The sequence below is a fragment of the Kitasatospora sp. NPDC057015 genome, assembly GCF_042673745.1.
In the GTDB taxonomy this organism is placed as follows: domain Bacteria; phylum Actinomycetota; class Actinomycetes; order Streptomycetales; family Streptomycetaceae; genus Kitasatospora.
Map to the genome: position 1 here is coordinate 70,569 of NZ_JBHUSG010000044.1, position 18,403 is coordinate 88,971.

The 18,403-nt window shown below is 71.6% G+C and carries 17 protein-coding genes; 11 read left to right on the plus strand and 6 right to left on the minus strand.

The genetic code is table 11. From position 1 onward, the window contains the following. The first annotated feature begins 17 nt into the window (after positions 1-17). Positions 18-692 carry a GntR family transcriptional regulator gene (locus tag ACFTWP_RS31740; RefSeq protein WP_380268413.1) on the plus strand — a complete coding sequence of 225 codons (675 nt, stop codon included), beginning with the start codon at positions 18-20 and terminating at the stop codon, positions 690-692. Here ACFTWP_RS31740 and ACFTWP_RS31745 read toward each other — a convergent pair whose 3' ends face one another. Together ACFTWP_RS31745 and ACFTWP_RS31750 are read right to left on the minus strand one after the other, a co-directional pair. Further along, on the minus strand, positions 693-2,015 hold the full coding sequence (locus ACFTWP_RS31745; RefSeq protein WP_380268414.1) for a DUF3500 domain-containing protein: 1,323 nt from the start codon (positions 2,013-2,015) through the stop codon (positions 693-695). It abuts the gene before it with no gap. Positions 2,016-2,044: 29 nt separating this feature from the next. Then, a complete protein-coding gene (locus tag ACFTWP_RS31750; RefSeq protein WP_380268415.1) occupies positions 2,045-3,094 on the minus strand; it encodes an amidohydrolase family protein in 1,050 nt (349 codons plus the stop codon). Between the two features lie 280 nt (positions 3,095-3,374). Between ACFTWP_RS31750 and ACFTWP_RS31755 the strand changes: the two genes are divergently transcribed. From ACFTWP_RS31755 to ACFTWP_RS31780, 6 genes are all read left to right on the plus strand, one after another. Continuing rightward, positions 3,375-4,115: a dienelactone hydrolase family protein gene (locus tag ACFTWP_RS31755; RefSeq protein ID WP_380268416.1), complete on the plus strand. Its 741-nt coding sequence runs from the start codon at positions 3,375-3,377 to the stop codon at positions 4,113-4,115. 106 nt (positions 4,116-4,221) lie between these two features. Then, positions 4,222-5,502, plus strand: a complete 1,281-nt coding sequence (locus tag ACFTWP_RS31760) for an FAD-dependent monooxygenase (RefSeq protein ID WP_380268417.1) — start codon at positions 4,222-4,224, stop codon at positions 5,500-5,502. Positions 5,503-5,681: 179 nt separating this feature from the next. Then, a complete protein-coding gene (locus ACFTWP_RS31765) occupies positions 5,682-6,170 on the plus strand; it encodes a nuclear transport factor 2 family protein (protein ID WP_380268418.1) in 489 nt (162 codons plus the stop codon). Further along, positions 6,167-7,015 carry a fumarylacetoacetate hydrolase family protein gene (locus tag ACFTWP_RS31770; RefSeq protein ID WP_380268419.1) on the plus strand — a complete coding sequence of 283 codons (849 nt, stop codon included), beginning with the start codon at positions 6,167-6,169 and terminating at the stop codon, positions 7,013-7,015. The genes ACFTWP_RS31765 and ACFTWP_RS31770 overlap by 4 nt, the downstream gene beginning before the upstream one ends. A gap of 3 nt (positions 7,016-7,018) precedes the next feature. Further along, positions 7,019-7,441: a RidA family protein gene (locus ACFTWP_RS31775; RefSeq protein ID WP_380268420.1), complete on the plus strand. Its 423-nt coding sequence runs from the start codon at positions 7,019-7,021 to the stop codon at positions 7,439-7,441. A gap of 13 nt (positions 7,442-7,454) precedes the next feature. Further along, positions 7,455-8,639, plus strand: coding sequence for a DUF3500 domain-containing protein (locus ACFTWP_RS31780; protein WP_380268421.1), 1,185 nt, complete (start codon positions 7,455-7,457; stop codon positions 8,637-8,639). Between the two features lie 142 nt (positions 8,640-8,781). On the opposite strand, the gene ACFTWP_RS31785 is transcribed toward ACFTWP_RS31780, so the two are convergent. Further along, positions 8,782-11,580 carry a hypothetical protein gene (locus ACFTWP_RS31785; protein WP_380268422.1) on the minus strand — a complete coding sequence of 933 codons (2,799 nt, stop codon included), beginning with the start codon at positions 11,578-11,580 and terminating at the stop codon, positions 8,782-8,784. 405 nt (positions 11,581-11,985) lie between these two features. Here ACFTWP_RS31785 and ACFTWP_RS31790 point away from each other — a divergent pair, with 405 nt between their 5' ends. Continuing rightward, positions 11,986-12,873 (plus strand): HAD family hydrolase, encoded by an 888-nt coding sequence (locus ACFTWP_RS31790; RefSeq protein ID WP_380268423.1) that lies wholly within the window; start codon positions 11,986-11,988, stop codon positions 12,871-12,873. A gap of 17 nt (positions 12,874-12,890) precedes the next feature. Further along, positions 12,891-13,535, plus strand: coding sequence for a hypothetical protein (locus ACFTWP_RS31795; RefSeq protein WP_380268424.1), 645 nt, complete (start codon positions 12,891-12,893; stop codon positions 13,533-13,535). 113 nt (positions 13,536-13,648) lie between these two features. Here the strand turns inward: ACFTWP_RS31795 and ACFTWP_RS31800 are convergent, their stop codons facing one another. Continuing rightward, positions 13,649-14,371 carry a phospholipid scramblase-related protein gene (locus tag ACFTWP_RS31800; protein WP_380268425.1) on the minus strand — a complete coding sequence of 241 codons (723 nt, stop codon included), beginning with the start codon at positions 14,369-14,371 and terminating at the stop codon, positions 13,649-13,651. Between the two features lie 346 nt (positions 14,372-14,717). Between ACFTWP_RS31800 and ACFTWP_RS31805 the strand changes: the two genes are divergently transcribed. Continuing rightward, entirely contained in the window at positions 14,718-15,338 is a 621-nt protein-coding gene (locus tag ACFTWP_RS31805) for a hypothetical protein (RefSeq protein WP_380268426.1), read from the plus strand. A 197-nt stretch (positions 15,339-15,535) separates the two neighbouring features. On the opposite strand, the gene ACFTWP_RS31810 is transcribed toward ACFTWP_RS31805, so the two are convergent. Next, positions 15,536-16,843, minus strand: coding sequence for an ABC transporter substrate-binding protein (locus tag ACFTWP_RS31810; protein WP_380268427.1), 1,308 nt, complete (start codon positions 16,841-16,843; stop codon positions 15,536-15,538). A 126-nt stretch (positions 16,844-16,969) separates the two neighbouring features. After that, positions 16,970-17,437, minus strand: coding sequence for an ATP-binding protein (locus tag ACFTWP_RS31815; RefSeq protein WP_380268428.1), 468 nt, complete (start codon positions 17,435-17,437; stop codon positions 16,970-16,972). Positions 17,438-17,649: 212 nt separating this feature from the next. Here ACFTWP_RS31815 and ACFTWP_RS31820 point away from each other — a divergent pair, with 212 nt between their 5' ends. Then, the gene (locus tag ACFTWP_RS31820) at positions 17,650-18,318 is read left to right on the plus strand and encodes a GntR family transcriptional regulator (RefSeq protein ID WP_380268429.1); all 669 of its coding nucleotides are present in this window, start codon (positions 17,650-17,652) and stop codon (positions 18,316-18,318) included. The last annotated feature ends 85 nt before the right edge of the window (positions 18,319-18,403 follow it).

An 18,403-nucleotide genomic window follows, 5' to 3' on the forward strand; every position in this document is an offset into this window, starting at 1 on the left:
TCAGTAGAATTTGCCGCATGCAGACCAAAGCCGAGCAGGCCTTCCAGATCCTCAAAGAGCGGATCATGGACGGGACGTACGGGCCCGGCCACCGCCTGGTCATCGATCAGCTGGTCCGGACGTACCAGATCAGCTCGGTGCCCTGGCGCGAGTCGCTGCGCCGGCTGGAGGCCGAGGGCTGGGTCGAGATGGTCCCGAACGTCGGCGCGCTGGTCCGCACCTTCGACACGGACGCGTGGCAGAAGGGGCTCAGCCTGCTGGCCCGCATCGGTGGCTACGCCACCGCCCTGTCGGCGCCTCACCTGACCGAGGACGACCTGGACACCGCGCGCTCGCTCAACCGGCAGATGGGCGAGGCGCTCGCCGCCTTCGACCCGGCCCGGTTCGGCCGTCTCAACCGCGAGTTCCACGAACTGCTCGCGTCGCGCGCCGACGACGACCGGCTCGTCGGCATGGTCCACAACGAGTGGGCCAGGCTCGAGGTGATCCGCAAGTCGGCGTTCTGGTACGCGCCGGGCCGGGCCGAGGCCTCGCTGACCGAGCACGACGACCTCATCCGGCTCATCGAGTCCGCCGCCGACGGCGAGGCCATCGAGACCGCCGCCCGGCAGCACGAGCTGCGCACGGTGGACGCCGTGACCCGGTACGAGGCGGGGCTCCAGCGCGACCCGGTCCGACCGGCCGAGCGCTGATCACCGCGCCCGCTCGTGCCAGCGGGCGATGAGTGCACGGCCGTAGTCGTTGCCGTTGGGGTGGCGCAGGGTGGTGTGCACGTGGAAGCGGGCCGGTAGCCGGTTGTTCAGCCACACGCCCGCGTGGTGGTCGAGTTCGGCGACGATCACCGGGCTCTGGACGCGCAGGTAGAAGGGCTGGGAGCCGTCGGTGGCGCCGTACCAGGCGAACCGGGTGTCGTCCCGGTGGGCGTCGAACAGGGCCAGCGCCGCCTCCCGCTGGGGCTCCTTGAGCAGGACCAGGAAGTCCGCGACCACCGTGCGCAGCACGGTGCGCTGCCGATCGGTGAGATCGCCGGCGCGGATGCCCTCGTAGGGGATCACCCGGTTGTCCCGGAAGGCGCCGGCGACGTGGCGCTCGTCGGCCGGGTGCAGCCGGCCCTCGGGCATCGCGGGGTCGAGGACGGACTCGTACACGACCGCGCTCGCCCGCTGTTCGGCGTCGAGCGAGCCGACGAGTTCGAGTGCGGCGGCCTCGCGCGCCGCGAACAGCGGCGGGTGCTGCTCCGTCAGGGCGGGTTCACCCCCGAGGAAGACCGGCGCGATGACGTGCCGGCCGCCGACGGAGACGAAGTTGACGGCCACGTGGTGCCCGAAGAGCTGCCAGCCCCAGGGGGCCAGCGGGTCCGGCGTCCCGAAGAGCGAGAACCAGTAGCTGCGGTCGTTCATCACCGTCGGCAGGTCCACCAGCTCACCGAGGACGGCGTTCAGCGTCATCGCGCCGGTCACCAGCCGGTAGCCCTCGGGGCTCAGCGAGGCCCGCACCACCGCGAGGATCGCCGCCACCTTCTCGTCGGCGAGGTCCTCCAGGCGCAGGCCCACCCGGTGGACGACGAACTCCGGGTTGCTCCAGGCGCGCCACTCACGGGCCGTGAGCTGGTGGCGGAGCGACTGCCGCTCGTCCTCGGCGAGGGTGGCCAGCAGCCGCTCCGCCGCCTGGTGCGGGGCGGGGTCGACGCTCGGGTGCTCCGGCAGGTCGTACAGGCCCGGGCGTACCGTGCCGTCGGACGTGACGCCGGTGAGCGGCTCGTCGTACAGCGCCCTCCAGGAGCCGAGGAGCTCCTGGAGGAAGGGCGCCCGGTGGCGGTCTCGGGAGAACTCCTCGTAGGTCATGCCACGGACGTCGGCGAGTTTCGCGTCGTCGAGGTCGAGGAGGAAGTGGGTGTAGCCGTCGGTCGGCAGCTCGACCGCTTCGCGCCGCGCGGCGACCCGCGCGGTCGAGAAGAAGCCGTCGATGTCCTGATCGGCCCCGGCCTCGGCGTCCTGGCCGGCATCGTGGCTCATGAGTGTCTCCCCTCGTGTCGGGCCGCAGGTTAGATCGGGAGCCGGAAGAGGCGCTTGGCGTTGCCCGACAGCACCTGCTCGCGCTCCTCGTCGGTGATCTCGACGGTGTTCTTGAGGAAGTCCACGCCCTGGCTCATCCAGCCGTAGAAGACCGGGAACGAGGAGCCGAACATGTAGTGGTCGGCGCCGTTGACCTTGAGCGCGCACTCGACCTGGTCCTTGCCCCAGGAGTGCGGGTGGGTCAGGTCGAAGAAGATGTTGTTCTCCAGGTAGCTCTGGATCTTCTCGCCACCGGTCGGGTCGAGCCGGTCGATGGCCTCCTTCTTGTTCGACTTGTGCGGCGTCATCAGCGCGGTGTTGGCGAACCAGTTGCCGCCGAGCATGGTGTGGACGAAGCGCAGGCCGGGCATCCGGTCGAACATGCCGCTGAACAGCTCGCGGCCGACCGCGGTGGCCTGGTCGGTGATGCGGCCGAACTCCCGGCGCAGGTTGGTGTAGTCGATGATCGAGCGCCACTCCACCGGCAGCGGGGTGTGGTGCACGATGACCGGGATGTCGAGCTTCTCGATGACCTTCAGGTAGGGCTCGAACACCGGGTCGTCCAGGTAGATCTGCCCGTAGTGACAGGCGAGTTGCACGCCCACCACACCGAGCTCCTTGACGCAGCGCTCCAGCTCGTAGATGTTCTCCCTGCCGCCCCACGGCGGCACGGTGGCGGTGGCGAACAGCCGGCCGCCCGACCGCTTGACGATCTCGTGGGCGTTGTCGTTGACCTCCCGGCAGGTCTCCAGGCCGAGCCACTCCTGCCAGACCGGCACGCGCATGATGCCGTAGTCGACACCGGCCTCGTCCATGGCCGCGAGCTTGGCCTCGGCGCTGTAGTCGCCGTCGACGTAGTTGAGGTTCTGGAAGCCGGCCGGCTTCTCCAGGATCAGCTGCTTGCGGCCGTCCTCCAGGTCGGCGACCCGGGCGATCTCGCCGAAGCCGCGCGGGGCGCTGTCGAGGAAGCCGTTGAGGATCTTCGGGTTGGAGAACAGGTCCTCGGGCAGGTGGTGGATGTTGATGTCGACCACGGTCATGGGGGACACCTCTCGTCGTAAGTCGGGTTTCTGCGGCATCTGATGACCTGCGCCCACCGTCTCGCCGGTGGCGCCCGGCCGCATCCGGCCGAGATCATGTGCGATATCTGATACGAACGCTAGCCGAGCCCTGCCCCTAGCGCAACAGATTTCATAATTGAAATCATACACGATCTCGTTTATGGTCCCCTGTACGGCGGTGCCCCCAGTGCTGGGAACGCCGTCTGCCACCACGCCCCCGTTCGCGTGGGCGAACCGTCGAGAGAGGACGTTTGTGCAGATGAGGGATGTGATCGCACGCGACATCGAGTACTGGGACGAGGGCACCCGCCTGCTCGGCCACGTGTGCGCACCGACCGGTGAGCGCGCCGGGGCGACCGTGCTCCTGCTCCCCGACGCCTACGGGGTGACCAGACACATGATCGGCATCGCCCGGAGCCTCGCCGAGGAGGGACACGCCGTCTTCGTCGCGGACCTGTGGGGCAACGGGCTGCTGCCCGCCGACCAGTCCGAGTTCGGCCCGCTCATCGGGGCCATGGCCGCCGACCGCGAACGCTGGACCCGCCGGGTGGGCGCGGCCCACCGGGCCCTCCTGGTGCAACCGGAGACCGGGACGACGACCGTGGTGCTCCTCGGCTACTGCTTCGGCGGCTCCTCCGCCCTGGAGTACCAGCGCGCCGGCGCCGACATCGCGGGCGCCGTCAGCGTCCACGGGGGCCTGGACGTCGTCGGGTCCGACTGGTCCGGGGCCGGACGGGCGCCGGTGCTGCTCTGCACCGGCGACGGCGACCCGATGGCCACCGCGCAGATGCGCACCGCCCTCACCGCCGGGATGGCCACGGCCGGCCTCGACTGGCAACTGCACGTGTACGGCCGGACCGTCCACGGCTTCACCTCCCCGACGGCGAAGGACTCCCCGCGGCCGGACGTCGTCGCCTACAGCGCCCGCAGCACCGCCCGCGCCTGGAACACCACCCTGCGGTTCCTGCGGGAGATCGACGAACCGCAGCTCGGCGCCTGACCCCCCCCCGACCACCGCGCCGGCGCCGCGCCGACCGGCACCCGCCGCACCACCTTTCTTGCCCGCCGCACCACCCACCCGCCGCATCACCCACCCGAGGACCCACATGACCGACAACCCGCTCGACATCGCGATCATCGGCGCCGGCCCGGCCGGCCTGGCCGCCGCGCTGCGCCTGCACCAGCGCGGCTTCCGGCCCCGGATCTACGAGACCGTCCCCGAACTCAAGCCGCTCGGCGTCGGCATCGACGTCAAGGTGTACGGCACCAAGGAACTGGACGACCTGGGCCTGCTCGAAGAGTTCAGGGCCATCTCCGTCGACGCGCAGGACTCGATCTTCTACAACAAGTACGGCCAGGAGATCTACGCCGAACTGTGCGGCGTGCACATGGGCTACCTGCACGAGCAGCGCTTCGTCCACCGCGGCCGACTCCAGATGCTGCTCTACCGCACGGTGCTGGAGCGCCTCGGCGCCGACGCCGTCGTCCTCGGGCTGCGCTGTACCGGCTACACCAACCACGACGACCGGGTGACCCTCGACCTGGAGGACCTGGACGGCAACGCCTCGCAGGTGACGGCCGACCTCGCGATCGCCGCGGACGGCATCAACTCCGCCGTCCGCCGCCAGATGCACCCGGGCCACTCGGAGCCGGTCTACTCCGGCATCACCATGTGGCGGGGCACGACCCTGATGGAGCCCTTCGGCAGCGGCGGCACCATCCTGCACATCGGCGCGCCGCAGTCCTCCAGCATGATCGTGTACCCGATCGCCGACGACTATGAGGGCACCGGCAAGGTGCTCGTGAACTGGGTCGTCGAGGCCACCCGGGACGAGTCCGTCGAGGACTGGAACCAGCTCGGCACCGTCGACCAGATCATGCACTACTACGACCAGTGCGACATCGTGCACCTGGACGTCCAGGAGATGCTGCGCAACGCCCGCGAGGTCTACCTCTTCCCGCTGATCCGCCACGAACCGCTCGACACCTGGACCGACGGCCGGGTCCTGCTGATCGGCGACGCCGCGCACGCCATGTACCCCCGCGGCGGCAACGGCGCCTGCCAGGCCATCGTCGACGGCGGCGCGCTGGCCGAGAAGCTCGCCACCGTCCCGGACGTGCCCACCGCCCTGAAGGCCTTCGAGGCCCAGCGCCTCCAGGCCGTCAACGGCATCGTGATGGCCCACCGCGGCGAGGGCTACGAGGTGATCCGCCGGATGGTCGAGGAGCGGACCGGCGGCGAACGGTTCACCGACATCGAGGACGTGCTCCCGCTCGCCGAGGCCGACGCCATCTTCAGCAGGTACCACGCGCTGGTCGGACAGCCCCGCCCCGGCCACGAGGCCGGCGACACCACGGGCTTCCGCACCGAGCACGCCGACCGCTGACCCCGGCCGGGGGCCGGCCCGCCGCCGTCATCGGCGGGCCGGCCACCACCGGGCACCTGGTGCGGCCGCCCCGCGACCGCCCAGCCGCTCAGCCGCACGACCGCTCCGCCCCGCGATCGCCCAGCCCCACGACCGCTCCGCCCCACGACCGCTCAGCTCCCCGGACATGAAGGACGACCATGAGCACCCACCGACCACCCGCCGTCGTGTACGCCGACGACCCGACCCGCGACGAGATCCTCGCGGTGGAGGAACGGCGCCGTACCGCCCTCCTCACCGTCGACGTCCCCGCCCTGGACGACCTGTTCGACCCCTCCCTCGTCCACACCCACGCGCCCGGAGTGACCCACGACAAGGCGCAGCTCCTGGAGCACGTGGCGACCCGGCGGGCGTACCTCGACATCACCCGCGGCCCCTTGGCCATCCGCCTGATCGGCGACGTCGCGATCATGACCGGCCGCATCCTCAACCGGCTCGACAGCCCCGACGGGACCGAACGGGTCATCCGCGGCCAGGTCATCCAGGTGCTGCGCCGCTGCGAGGACGGCGCCTGGCGCTTCGTCAGCTTCCAGATGACCCCGGACGGCGAGCACGTCTGGCCGGCCACCGACGCGGAGAAGGCCGCCCTGGCGGACACGACGATCGAACAGAAGGGCCGACCGGCATGAGACTCGCACGGTTCCACACCGCGGACGGCACCGTCCGCCTCGGCCGCGTCGACGGCGAACTGATCACCGACATCACCCGGGAGACCGGGCCCTCGCTGCGCGACATCCTGCCCGACCTGCCCGCACTGCGGCAGCGGATCGAGGCTGCGGACGGCCCCGGGCACCACCTGTCCGAGGTCACCCTCCTCGCACCGATCGACGCCCCCCAGAAGTACCTGGGCATCGGGATGAACTACCGCGAGCACGCCGAGGAGGCGCGCCGGGCGGGCATCACCGTCCCCGCGAACCAGATGTGGTTCAACAAGCAGGTGTCCTGCGTCGTCGGACCGAACGCCGACGTCGTGAAGCCGGACATCTCCGACGAACTCGACTACGAGATCGAACTCGGCGTCGTCATCGGGCAGCGCTGCAAGAACGTCACCGCCGAGAACGCCCCCTCGGTGATCGCCGGCTACCTCGTCGTCAACGACTTCTCCGTCCGCGACTGGCTGCAGAAGCGCTCGCCCACCTTCACCCTCGGCAAGTCCTTCGACACCCACGGCCCGATCGGCCCCTGGCTCACCACGGCCGACGAGGTCCCCGACCCGCTCGCGCTGCAGATGACCCTGAGCGTGAACGGAGAGGTGCGCCAGGACTGGCCGACGAACGACATGATCTACGACATCCACGACCAGATCGCCTACCTGTCGCAGGTCTTCACGCTGATGCCCGGCGACATCCTCGCCACCGGCACGCCGTCCGGCATCGGCGCGCCGACCCGGAACTTCCTGCGGGTCGGCGACGTGGTGCGCGCCGAGATCGAGGGCCTCGGCGCCCTGGAGAACCTCATCGTCGCGGAGGGCTGAGCCGTGTCCGAGCGGGCCAGTGTCGAACTGCCGGGGTTCGAGCACGCCAATCCGATCCCCGCGGCCAGCCGGATCGGCCCCTTCCTGGCATCGGGCGCCATCACCGGCCGCGACCCGCTGACCGGGGACATGCCGCGGACGCTGGAGCAGCAGTGCGCCAACGTCTTCACCCACGTGCGCGCCCTCATGGCGGCAGCGGGCGGCGGCACCGACGACATCCTCAAGATGACCTTCCACCTGGCCGATCCGCGCGACCGTGAGGCGCTCAACCGCGAGTGGCTGGCCGAGTTCCCGGACCCGGCGCGCCGGCCCGCCCGGCAGGCCCTCGCCGCGCGACTCGACGGTGCGGCGCGGATCCACTGCGACCTCCTCGCCGTACTCCCGGAGACGGCCACGTCGCGTGAACCATCGGACCCGGCCGCCTGACGCAGGAGGACTCATGCCGCAGCACCCTTCCAGGAACTACGAAGCACCGGGCGCCATCAAGCGGATGCTCTTCTCCGCCTGGGCGCTCCTGGACTCCCTCACCCCGGACCTGCGGGCCCGGATGCACATCCCCGAGATGAACGACCCCCGGCGCGCCGACTGGGACTTCATCCCCAAGCCCGACCGCACGGGCGTGCCGCTGAGCAAACTCCACGGCCACCAGCGGACGTTGGCCCACACCCTGCTGAAGTCCGGGCTCAGCATGCGCGGCTACAGCCAGGTGCTGGCCGTGATGGCCACCGAGAACATCCTGCGGGAGCTCGACGTCATCGAGCGCGAGTTCGGCGTGTTCGCGGGCGACTTCCGCAGCCCGGACGCCTACTGGCTCACCGTGTTCGGACGCCCGGGTTTCGAGGACACCTGGGGGTGGCGCGTCATCGGCCACCACCTGTCCGTCAGCTTCACCGTCGTCGCGCAGCGGTACCTGACCGTCACCCCGCTCGCCATGGGCGCGATGCCGATCCCCGCCGGAGTCCTCGACCCGCTGGGCGAGCACGGCCGGATGGCCTTCGACATCCTGCACGGACTCTCCCCCGACTTGCGGGCCCGGGCCGTCGTCCACGACGTCGCACCCGCGGACTTCGTGACCCGCCAGGTGCCCCGCGTCGGCGCCGAGGAATGGCCGGACCCGGTCGACCTCGGCATCGTCGGCTACACCACCACCGACGAGGACCGCCGCAAGCTCCGCTTCACCAGGGAGGCACCCTCCGGCATCAACGGCGCCGACCTCACCGGCACCGAACTGGCCGCCGTCCGGGAGCTGCTGCTGCGCTACGTGGAAACCGGACCGGAGGAGCTCACCGCCCAGTACCGCGACGACGTGCTCCGCGAGCACCCGTCCGGGCTGCACTTCGCCTGGGCCGGCGGAACCGAGCCGGACACCGCGCACTACTACCGGATCTCGACCTCCGGCCTGCTGGTCGAGGCGGACAACGCGGTCGCCGCGGGACAGCACGTGCACACCGTCTGGCGGGACCTGAACAACGACCTCGGCCACGACCTCCTGCTCGACCACTACGCGCGGCACGGCCCCAACGGAGAGCACCTGAGCCGACGGCTGACCTCCAACCGCTCCGAACCCACCGGCCCACTCCGGACGGACGCCTGGTATCCGCCGCAGGCATACCTGAAGCACTGACCGGCCACCGTCACCCACGTGCCCACGGACCGGTATCGGACCACCACCGCTCCCGCGGGGGCCCGGCCCGGACGCGCAACCGTGGGCCGTGCCGTTCCCCGACGCGGTGGATCCGTGGGACGCCGGGTGCGGCCGGCCGCGTTCAGTGCGCGGCGTCCTGCGGATCGGCCTGGAGCGCCGCGAGCTCCCGGGCGGCCCGGGGGACGCCGGCGTCGACGGCCTGACGGAGGGCCAGCTCGGCTCCGGCGCGGTCCCCGGCCTCCCGGCGGACCGCCCCCAGGGTGAGGAGGGCGTCGGCACGACCCTTGGCGACCAGGGTGCGGAGCAGCAGTTCGGCGCTCTCCCGCCGCCCGTGTGCCGCACGGATCCGGGCGAGCGTCTCCACGGTGTCGTACGAGCGGTTCGCCAGCTCTTCGGCAGCCCGGCCCTGTCCGCTGAGTTCGAGGACCCGGACCAGGCCGTGGGCGGCGTACGACTGACCCTCGTCGAGCGCGCGCCGGTAGAGGCGTTCGGCGCGGCGGAGATCGCCCTGCTCCTCCCGCAGGAGGGCGAGGTCGAGCAGGACCGAGTACAGCTCCCGGTTGTACGCGCGCCAGTACAGCCCGGCGGCCGCACGGTGGTCGCCCTGCGCGGCGTGCTTCATCCCGAGCCCGCGCAGCACGTTCGGCTCCCCGAGCGCGACGGCGATGTCGGCGTACTCCGCGCTCCCCGCCCGGTCGCCGTCCTCGGCCAGCACCCAGGCCAGCTCCCGAGGGGCGTTCACATCACCTTCGACGTGGTAGGCGTGCTTGAGGACGTCGATGGCCCGCGGCTTCTCCTCAGGGCTCATGTACGTCCAGGCGAGTCCGGTGAACGCCTCGGTGTTGCCGGCCCGGAAGGCGCAGCCGGTCAGGGCGAGGGCCAGCCGGTGCCTGCCCTTCTTCGCCAGCCAGCGGGCCTGGTACTCGATGCTGCGGGCCCCGCCCGCGGCGAGGGCCTCGTTGTAGAGGTCCAGCGCCGCCGACCGGTCGCCGCGCTCCCAGAGCACTGAGGCGAGGCCCACGGTGGCGTCCGGGCCCACGTCGGAGCCGACGGCCCGCCGGTACCACGCCTCGGCCTCGTCGAGGTTCCCGTCCTGTTCGAGCTGCCAGGCAAGTCGGACCTGTGCTCCGGCGTGCCCCGCCCCGGCGGCGAGTGCGTAGTAGGGGGCGGCGTCGACGTCGCCGTGGCGCTGTTCGAGGTGCCGGGCCAGGGCGTTGAGCGCGCTTCCGCCGTCGGTGTCCGCCGTCGAGCGGGCGAGGGACTCGGCGTCGGAGATCCGGCCGCGGGCCGCTGCGGCGACGACCAGGGTCGCCCGGTCGGCGGTGGACGCATGCCGTTCCGCGGCGCGCCAGAAGGCGCCACCCGGGCAGTGGAGGTTCCGGGTGCGGCGCGCGTCCTGTTCGAGGAAGTCGGCGAGGCGCAGCCCACCGCCGCCCGTCCCACGCACGGTCGACAGGGGTCCGCGTACGCCTCGGCACGGCTCGGAGTGGTAGCGGAGCGCCTCCTCGAACCAGTGTTCCGGTGCGAGGTCCAGTTCGAGATCGGTGAGGTAGTCCGTCGCCGCCTCCGCGAGGAAGCCTGCGGCCAGTTCGAGGCCGTGGCCGAGCCGGCGGGCATCCATCGCGGCTTCGAGGACGGCCCGGGCGGTGGGGGAGGCGTTGGCGTACCGCTCCTGGAGTGCGGGCCCGCCTGCCAGGTACTGGGTGATGTGACGGCCCTCGGCCGACCGCGCTGCCTGGCGCAGCCGGTGGTCGCTCAGGTCGGGCACGGTGAGCAGCGCGGCCACCTCGTCCGCGGTGAAGCGTGAGGGGACGGGGATCCACCGGTGCGCGAGCAGCGCGCGACGTTCTGCGTTCTCGTCTGTGCTGCCGGCTGCCGTGGTCATCGGCCGCTGGTAGGCGTGCCAGGACGTACCGAGCACGAGCACCGGTGCCCGGCCGGGATCGCGCAGGAGCTCGTTCAGCGCGGCGGCGACGCGCTCGTCCCGGTCGGCGTCGCCGGTGAGCAGGTACCGATTGATCTCGTTCAGCCACAGCACCGTCCGCGGCCCGACCGAGCGGACGCAGCCGAGCAGGGTGTCCGGCGACGGCGGGTGCCAGAGCCGCCACTCGTCGGGCAGACCCCGGATCGCCTCCCAGAGTGCGCGGGTCTTGCCGGTGGAGGAGTCGCCGAGCAGGACGGCCGTGCCGCTCGTCCCGCGCACGGCGCCGTCCAGGACGGTGTTCAGCTCGTCGTCGAAGGGTCTGCGCAGGTAAGGGGGGAGGGGAGCGACCGGGGCGTCGCCCTCGGCGTGGATCGCCTGGTGCACTTCGAGGTCGAACGGGTCGGCGTCCGTGACGGGCATGCCGACGGCGCCCTCGGACGTACCGGTCCGCCCGTCCGGACCGCCGTAGTACTCGGCCAGCGCGTGCGCGTCGCAGAAGCGGAGGGCGACCGGGTCGCCGAAGTACCGCGCGACGATCCACGGCAGGGGGCGCAGCAGCCGGCCCAGGTGCTCGGCGTCCCACACCTCGCCGAGCAGGAGCTCGGGGAACTCGGCCCGGTATTCGAGCGCGAGCTCCCGTACCCGGGTGGAGGTCCCCCGGCACGAGGTGACGATGACGAACCTGGTCGCGCGGTGGGGCCGACTGCCGCGGACGAAGCGGTCGAAGGCCTTGCGGGCCGAGGCGGCGGGGAACTCCACGACGTGCTTGACCTGGAAGGCCGACCAGCGACCGTCGGAGGCCAGGCCCACCACGTCGATGCCGCCCTGGGCCTGGCCCGCGGTCCCGTAGCGGGCAACCCGGGTGAGCCCCTCGGTGGCCTCGACGAGTTCGCAGACCAGTCGCTCGAAGTCGGTCCAGTGCTGGGTGTCGAAGGGGAGGAGCGGGATCTTCGGGTCGGCCACCGGTGGCCGGGCGGTCGGGGCGCGGTGGGGCATCGATGGCACCTTCGGGCTCGGCTCGCTCGTGTTCGTCGGCAGCCTATGCCTCGCCACCGACAGGCCGGGCGGCCCGCTTCCCGGGCATGCCGCCGGCCGCGGCGGTGGTCGCCCGCCCGGCCCGTTCGGGCGGCGCCCCACCGGGGTCGGCCGTAGCCTGGGGACAGCCAGGGGTGCAGTGCGTCCGTGGGCCTGGACGGGCTCGCGGGAGTGGCACCGTGCCGGGTCGGGCCCGGCGCCGCCCGTTGCCCGGGGCCCGCTGCTGTACGCCGGCGTGCCGTGGGTGCGGCGGCTGGACCCGTGCCGGTGCCCGCACCCGACCCGACGGCCCCGCGGGGCGTCCCGCCGAACAGGCGGCGGGACGCAGCCGGGTCGTGGAGCGACCGCCGAGCCGAGGAGTGGCCCGTGACCGAACAGGTGCTGGCGAGTTGGAACGAGGGCCCGGTCAGGCAGGCGATCCTGGACTACGTCGAACGGGCGACGACACCGGGGGCGGCGTTCGTCGAGCCGGCCGACCGGATCGCCACCTTCGACAACGACGGCACGCTGTGGGTCGAGCAGCCGCTGCCACCGCAGTTCGACTTCGTGTTCCGCACCTGGGAGCGGGAGGTGAAGGCCGACCCCTCGCTCGCGGCGCGGCAGCCGTACCAGGCGCTCCTGCAGCGGGACCAGGCGTTCTTCGAGGGGCTGGCGACGCAGGAACCCGAGGCGGTGGCGAGCCTGCTGGAGGCGTTCGCCCGGTCGTGGGCGGGCACGACGCCCGAGGAGTTCGACGCGCAGGTGCGGGAGTGGACCAGGACGGTGCGCGACCCGCGGTTCGGCGTCCCGTACGTGGAGCTGGTCTACCGGCCGATGCTGGAGCTGTTCGACCTCCTGCGCGGGTGCGGGTTCCGGGTGTTCGTGTGTTCGGGCGGCGGCCGCGACTTCATGCGCGCCTTCGCCGAGGAGACCTGGGGGATCCTGAAGGAGAACGTCATCGGCTCGGCCGCCGGCTACACCTACACCGACGGCAGGATCGTCCGCTCCCGCGAGCTCCTGGGCGGCCTGGACCTGGGGCCGGGCAAGCCCGAGCACATCTTCGCCCACACCGGCCGACTGCCGGCCTTCGCGGGCGGCAACGCCGACGTCGACGTCGAGATGCTCCGGAGCGCGGCGTTCGCCCTGCTCGTCCGGCACGACGACGACCAGCGCGAGTACGCCTACACCAAGGGCGCCGAGGCCTCGCTCGCCACGGCCGAGCAGCTCGGTTGGACGGTGGTGAGCATGAAGCGCGACTGGACGACCCTGTTCTGACCGGGAGGACGCACCGAATGACCGACCTGACCGCCGTCGACGTGCTCGTCGAGCCGGACGGGGAGACCCTGCGGCACGCCCGCGCCTGGAACGCCCGGATGCGCGAGAGCGTCCCCGACGGCTTCGCCCTGGACGCCTCCCACCGACCGCACATCACCACCCTGCAGCGCTACGTCCGGACATCCGACCTGGACGACGCGTACGACGCCGTCCACCGGGCCCTGACCGCGACCGACCCGCGGACCCTCTCCTACCAGGCCGTCGCCATCGGGCACGCCGACTGGGGCGTGCCCGGCCAGGGCCTCGCGGGCATCCTCCTGCGACCCGGCCCGCGGGTCCTCGACTTCCAGGCCGCGCTGCTGGCCGCGGTCTCGCCGTTCACCGAGTCCGGCGGCACGGCCGCCGCCTTCGTCACCGACCCGGGCGAGGACATCAGCCGGAGCACCCTCGACTGGGTCGACGGCTACGTCCCCGCCCAGATCGGCCCGGACCGGTACACCGCTCACATCACCGTCGGCTTCGCCACCCTCGACGACCTCGGGACCATCGAGGCCGAGCCGTTCGACGCCTTCACCGTCCGGGCGTCGGCCGTCGCCGTCCACCAGCTCGGAAACAGCGGGGCCGCCCGCAGGCTCCTGCGGACCTGGCCCACCCCGAACTGACCGGGCCGCACCGCGGGCAGCGCCCGGCGCCTGCGCGAGGCCGGCCGGGCACGGCCGGGAGCCCCGCCTCCCGGGTCGGGGCGGCGGGGCTCGGAACCACGGACGGGTTGCGGCTATCCGAGGCCGCGGGCGTCCTGCTTCAGCGCGGTGTCCACGGTGAGCGCGGTCGCCACGACGAGGCCGAGCAGCGGGTCGGTGAGCGGGCGGTGGATCTGGAGCACGTAGTTGTCGGCCGTGGTGAACATCGTCTTCGCGAGGCCCTCCCAGGTCTTGGTGATCCGGGCGATCTCGGTGTCCGTCTCGTCGACGATGGAGAAGTTCCAGGCGCGCCAGTTCTCCGCCTTGACGGCGCCGACCTTCCGGCCGCCGACCTCCAGCGCGAAGTTGATCTTGCCGATCGCGTTCTGCTGAACGATCTGGCCGACCTCCTGGCCGTCCGGGCGCTGCACGATGACCCGCGACTTGATGAACTTCGCCGGGCGGGTCAGCAGCAGTACCGGGGTGCCCTGCGCGTCACGGATCTCGAGCTTGTGGGTCAGGTACTGGTCGATGGAGAAGAGCAGCCGGACGACCTTGCGCAGACCGCTCTGGCCGACCTGGACCACCGAGCCCAGCGTCGCGCCCTGCTGGTCGAAGACCGCGTACTCGTTGGTCAGCTCGATCAGCTTGGCCTTCTGATTCACCACCAGGACCGGCTCGGAGAAGAGGGTGCCGCCGCCACCGTGGACCGGGTCGATGCCCGCCTGCCGCTGGACCTGGCGCTGCACCTTGGCGGAGTCGCCGACCGGAGCCGTCTGCTGCCCGGGGATGTTGGGGGTGTTCGTGTTCTGGGACATGGCGGGCAGGCTAGGCTCAATCGTTCGTGGGTAGCTAGATCATATTGCCCGGTCCCGGATCCGCCCGGACCTCGAATCATGCCGCTGACCTGCGGGTTCGATTGCCATGAGGCACAGTTGGCGGATATTCGACGGGTGGGATGTGGCGGATGTCACACCGGGGGTGCGTCAGTTCGCCGTCCTCGGGCCCTGGTTCGGGTGGCTGCGAGGTGGAATCCGGCCACTTCGCCCGGCGCCCCGGACCGCCGGCCGCATCCGGCGAATCGGAGACTGAATCGGTGAGTGAGCCGGGGTGAGCGCGCGCCGGACACGGGAGCCGGGTGCCACCCTGGGAGAGCATGCCTCCATGGACATCGAAGCGCTCGTACGCACCCGCCGCGCCCTGCACGCGGTCGCGGAGCTGGTCATGGCCGGCCCGCAGTTCCGCACCAGCGGCACCATCAGGCTGCGCGCCTCCCTGGGGGGTTTCGCCACCCGGGCCGAGCCGAACGTGCAGGTCGTCGGTGCGGATCTGGTGGCGTCCGGACAGCGGCTCTTCCTGGAGCGGACCACCTGCGCCGGGCTGGCGGCCGAGATCGGGGTCGCGGTCGGCGCGCCCGCCGGGCTCTACGAGAGCGGATCCGGGGTCGGCCCCGAGGACGTGATCGAGGCCGATCCGCAGCAGGCGCACCGGATCGCGCAGGGATTCGCGGTCGGCGACGCCGCGCTGCGCCGGATGTTCCCCGGGGCGGATCCGGTGATCTGGCCGGAGCACTTCGACATCGGCGTGACCGTGGCCGCGGTCAACTACGGGGTCTCTCCGGGCGACGACCACCGGGCGGAGCCGTACGCCTACGTCGGCCCGCACGTCCAGCAGGAGGGGGTGTACTGGAACGCGCCGTTCGGCGCCGCGGCCACCGTCCGCGAACTCGGCGGCGTGGACGGTGTGCTGAGCTTCTTCGAGCAGGGTCGTCGGTTGCTCGCCTGATCACCACCACCGGCGCCCGGGCCGGCCTCCCGGGCCGCGCCGAACGGCTCCTGGTACCCGTTCACCGTCCCGCCACGACCGCGTCGGTGGTGACGGGTCAGCGCGGGCCGGCGGCCGACCTGCGGACGGAGCTCGGTGAGGTGGGGGCCGGCAGCCCCGACCGCGCGGCGCCGAGGGGCGCGGCTCCGGAGCGCCGCTCAGCCGCCGTTCAGTTCCCGGCCGACCTTCTCGTCGATGCCGCGCAGCGCCTGGTCGACGGGGGTGCGCCCGTCGACGCCGGCCACCACGTCGGACTTCTGCGCCTCCCAGCGGGCGCCGAAGCCGTGGCGGTCCTGGAGCAGCAGGTCGGGGGTGTTGCGCTCGAACTGGGTCATGATCGCGGCCCAGCTGGGATCGGTGTTGTAGAAGGAGTCGACCACGACCTTGGTCTCACGGGGCACCTTCGCGGTGTCGTACGGGAAGATCCCGTGGAACTCCATGAACTGGGCGCTGGTCGACGGTGAGGAGAGCCAGCGCATGAACGTTCCGGCGGCGCCCGGGTCCGCGAGGCCGGCTCGGGCGACCAGGCTGTGGCCGCCGACGGCGGAGCAGCCGCTCCTGGGGCCGACGGGCATCGGGGCGACCGCCCACTTGCCCCGGGTCTTCTCGTTGCCGGCGGCGATGTCGGAGATGGCGCTCTGGTAGAAGGAGAACATCGCCACGTCGCCCTCGATGAAACCGCCCAGGGCGCTGGTCCCGGTGGTCGACACCTTGTCGGTGTAGAAGGACTTCATGTAGTTCATCGCGGTGCGCCCGGCCTCGGTGTTCTGGGTCGAGGTCTTGAAGTCGGGTGAGGTGAGGCTGCCGCCGGCCTGGCAGAGGAAGCTCTCCCAGGTGGGGTTGATGGCGTTGAGGTGGTCGTCCATCCCCTTGAACTGCCAGCCGCTCACCTTCTTGCCCGCCGCCGCGGACTTGGCGGTGATGGCGGCGGCGGTCGACTTGAGCTCCTCCCAGGTGCGGGGTGCTTCGGTGAAGCCGTACTTCTGCAGGATGTCCTTGCGGTAGAGCAGGACGTCGACGTCGAAGTACAGCGGTGCGCCGTAGAGGCGGCCCTGGTACTCGTTGACCTTGACCAGGGGACGGAACCGGCCGAGGTCGTCGGCGGTGTAGCCGAGGCTGTCGAGCGGGGCGAGTCTGCCGGCGGACAGCAGGTCGAGTTCGAGGCCGTTGTTGGCCAGCCAGATGTCCGGACCCTGGCCGCTCATGACGGCCTTCTTGATGGTCTCCCGTCCGGTCTGCCAGTCGAGCACGGTGAGCCGGACGTCGATCGAGCCCTGGGAGGCGTTGAAGTCCTCGACCAGGTGCTTGAGGTTGTCCGGTCGGCCGATCCAGAACGGCATCGTCCAGAAGGTGATCGTGGTGCGTCCGGTCGGCCGGTGGGCCGGATCGGGGGAGCAGGCACTGACGCCGAGCGCTGAAGTGGCGGCGAGGGCGGCGGCCATGAGTCGGTGGGGCAGGTGCGCCATCGGGGTGGGAACTCCTTCGTGGGTGGAGTCGGATGATGGCGTAGGGTATGCGATATACGAAACGACTCCAAGGGGTTGCGCCGGATCGATGTGCGGCCGCGGTCGGTGGCCCTCCGGTGGCGGTGCTCAGTGCGCGGCCATCTCGGCCCAGACCAGTTGGCCCGCGCCCGTGTGCGACGCGCCCCACGCGCTGCTCAGCGCGGCGACCAGCAGCAGGCCGCGCCCGCCGCACCTCTCGGTGGCATCGGGGTGATCGACGGCTCGCAGGCACGCGTCCGGGTCGAAGCCGGGGCCCGAGTCCTGGATCTCCAGGCGGACCACGCGAGGTGCCGCGTCCGACTCGGAGATCGAGAGCGTGGCGAGGGCCGAGGTGCCGCCGTGCCGTACGGCGTTCGTGGCGAGTTCGCTCGCGATCAGCGTGAGGTCGTCGACCAGGTGAGGCACTTGCCAGTCGGTGAGCCGGCCGGCGATCCACCGGCGCAGTCGGCTCGGGGTGAGGCCGTCGGCGGCGAGTTCGTACCGGTGGATCCGCGGCGGGCCGCCCGGCCCGCCCGGGGCGCTGTGGGTGCGCGGTGCGGTGAGAATGCGAGGCATGGGGACTCCTCGGCTGGTGGGGGACGGCGTCCGCCTGCTGGGGCGACGCCCGTGTCGGCCGGAAGACAGCTCAGCTGACAAGGTGACGGTAGTATACGAAATCCGATAAGGCAATAGACCGGGAGAAATCGGTCAAGTATGCAGGTCGAGGCAGGTCAAGTGGGTGCCTGTCAGATGTTCTCGCACGATAGAATATCGCATACGATAAAAGGATGGACCGGAGCAGCTGGGCGGAGCGCATCCCCGCCGTGAAGAGCAAGGCCGATCTCGCCTACGAGAGCCTGCGGAGCGCCATCGCCCGTGGGGACCTCAAGGCGGGTGAGCGGATCAACATGGACGAACTCGCGCGGAGCTTCGGCGTCAGCAAGATCCCGATCCGCGAGGCGGTGAAACGGTTGGAGTCGGACGGGCTGCTGGTCTCCCGGGTGCACGCGGGCGTCACCGTGGCCGGTGTCGACGTCACCGAGATGCGCGGCGTCTTCCTCGCCCGTGGGGCGATCGAGGCGCTCATCGCCGAACTCGCCGTGCAGCGCGTGGACGAGCGCCGGCTGGCCGAGCTGCACGAGGTCCAGCGGGAGATGCGCGACACCCTGGAGCGGGGCGGCACCGCCGAGATGGCCGAGCTGAACTCCCGCTTCCACCGGCTCCTCGCCGAGGCGGCCGGCTACCGGATCCTGCGCGACCTGACCGAGCAGCTGCTGCTCACCATCCGCCGCTACCGCATCACGGCGCCGCTCGGTGAGCGCAACTGGCGCTCGGTGGTCGACGAGCACGACACCATCATGGCGGCGCTGCATCGGCGCGATCCGCAGGCGGCGGCCGCCGCCGCACGCGCCCACATCGGCTCCCAGGCGGCGCACGAAGTGGAGGACGGCGGGTGAGCCCCGGCCCGGTGGTGGATCGGGACCGACGGTCACCCCCGGTCGGGCCGGTGGCGGCCCGACCGGCGGGGCAGGGGGCACCGCC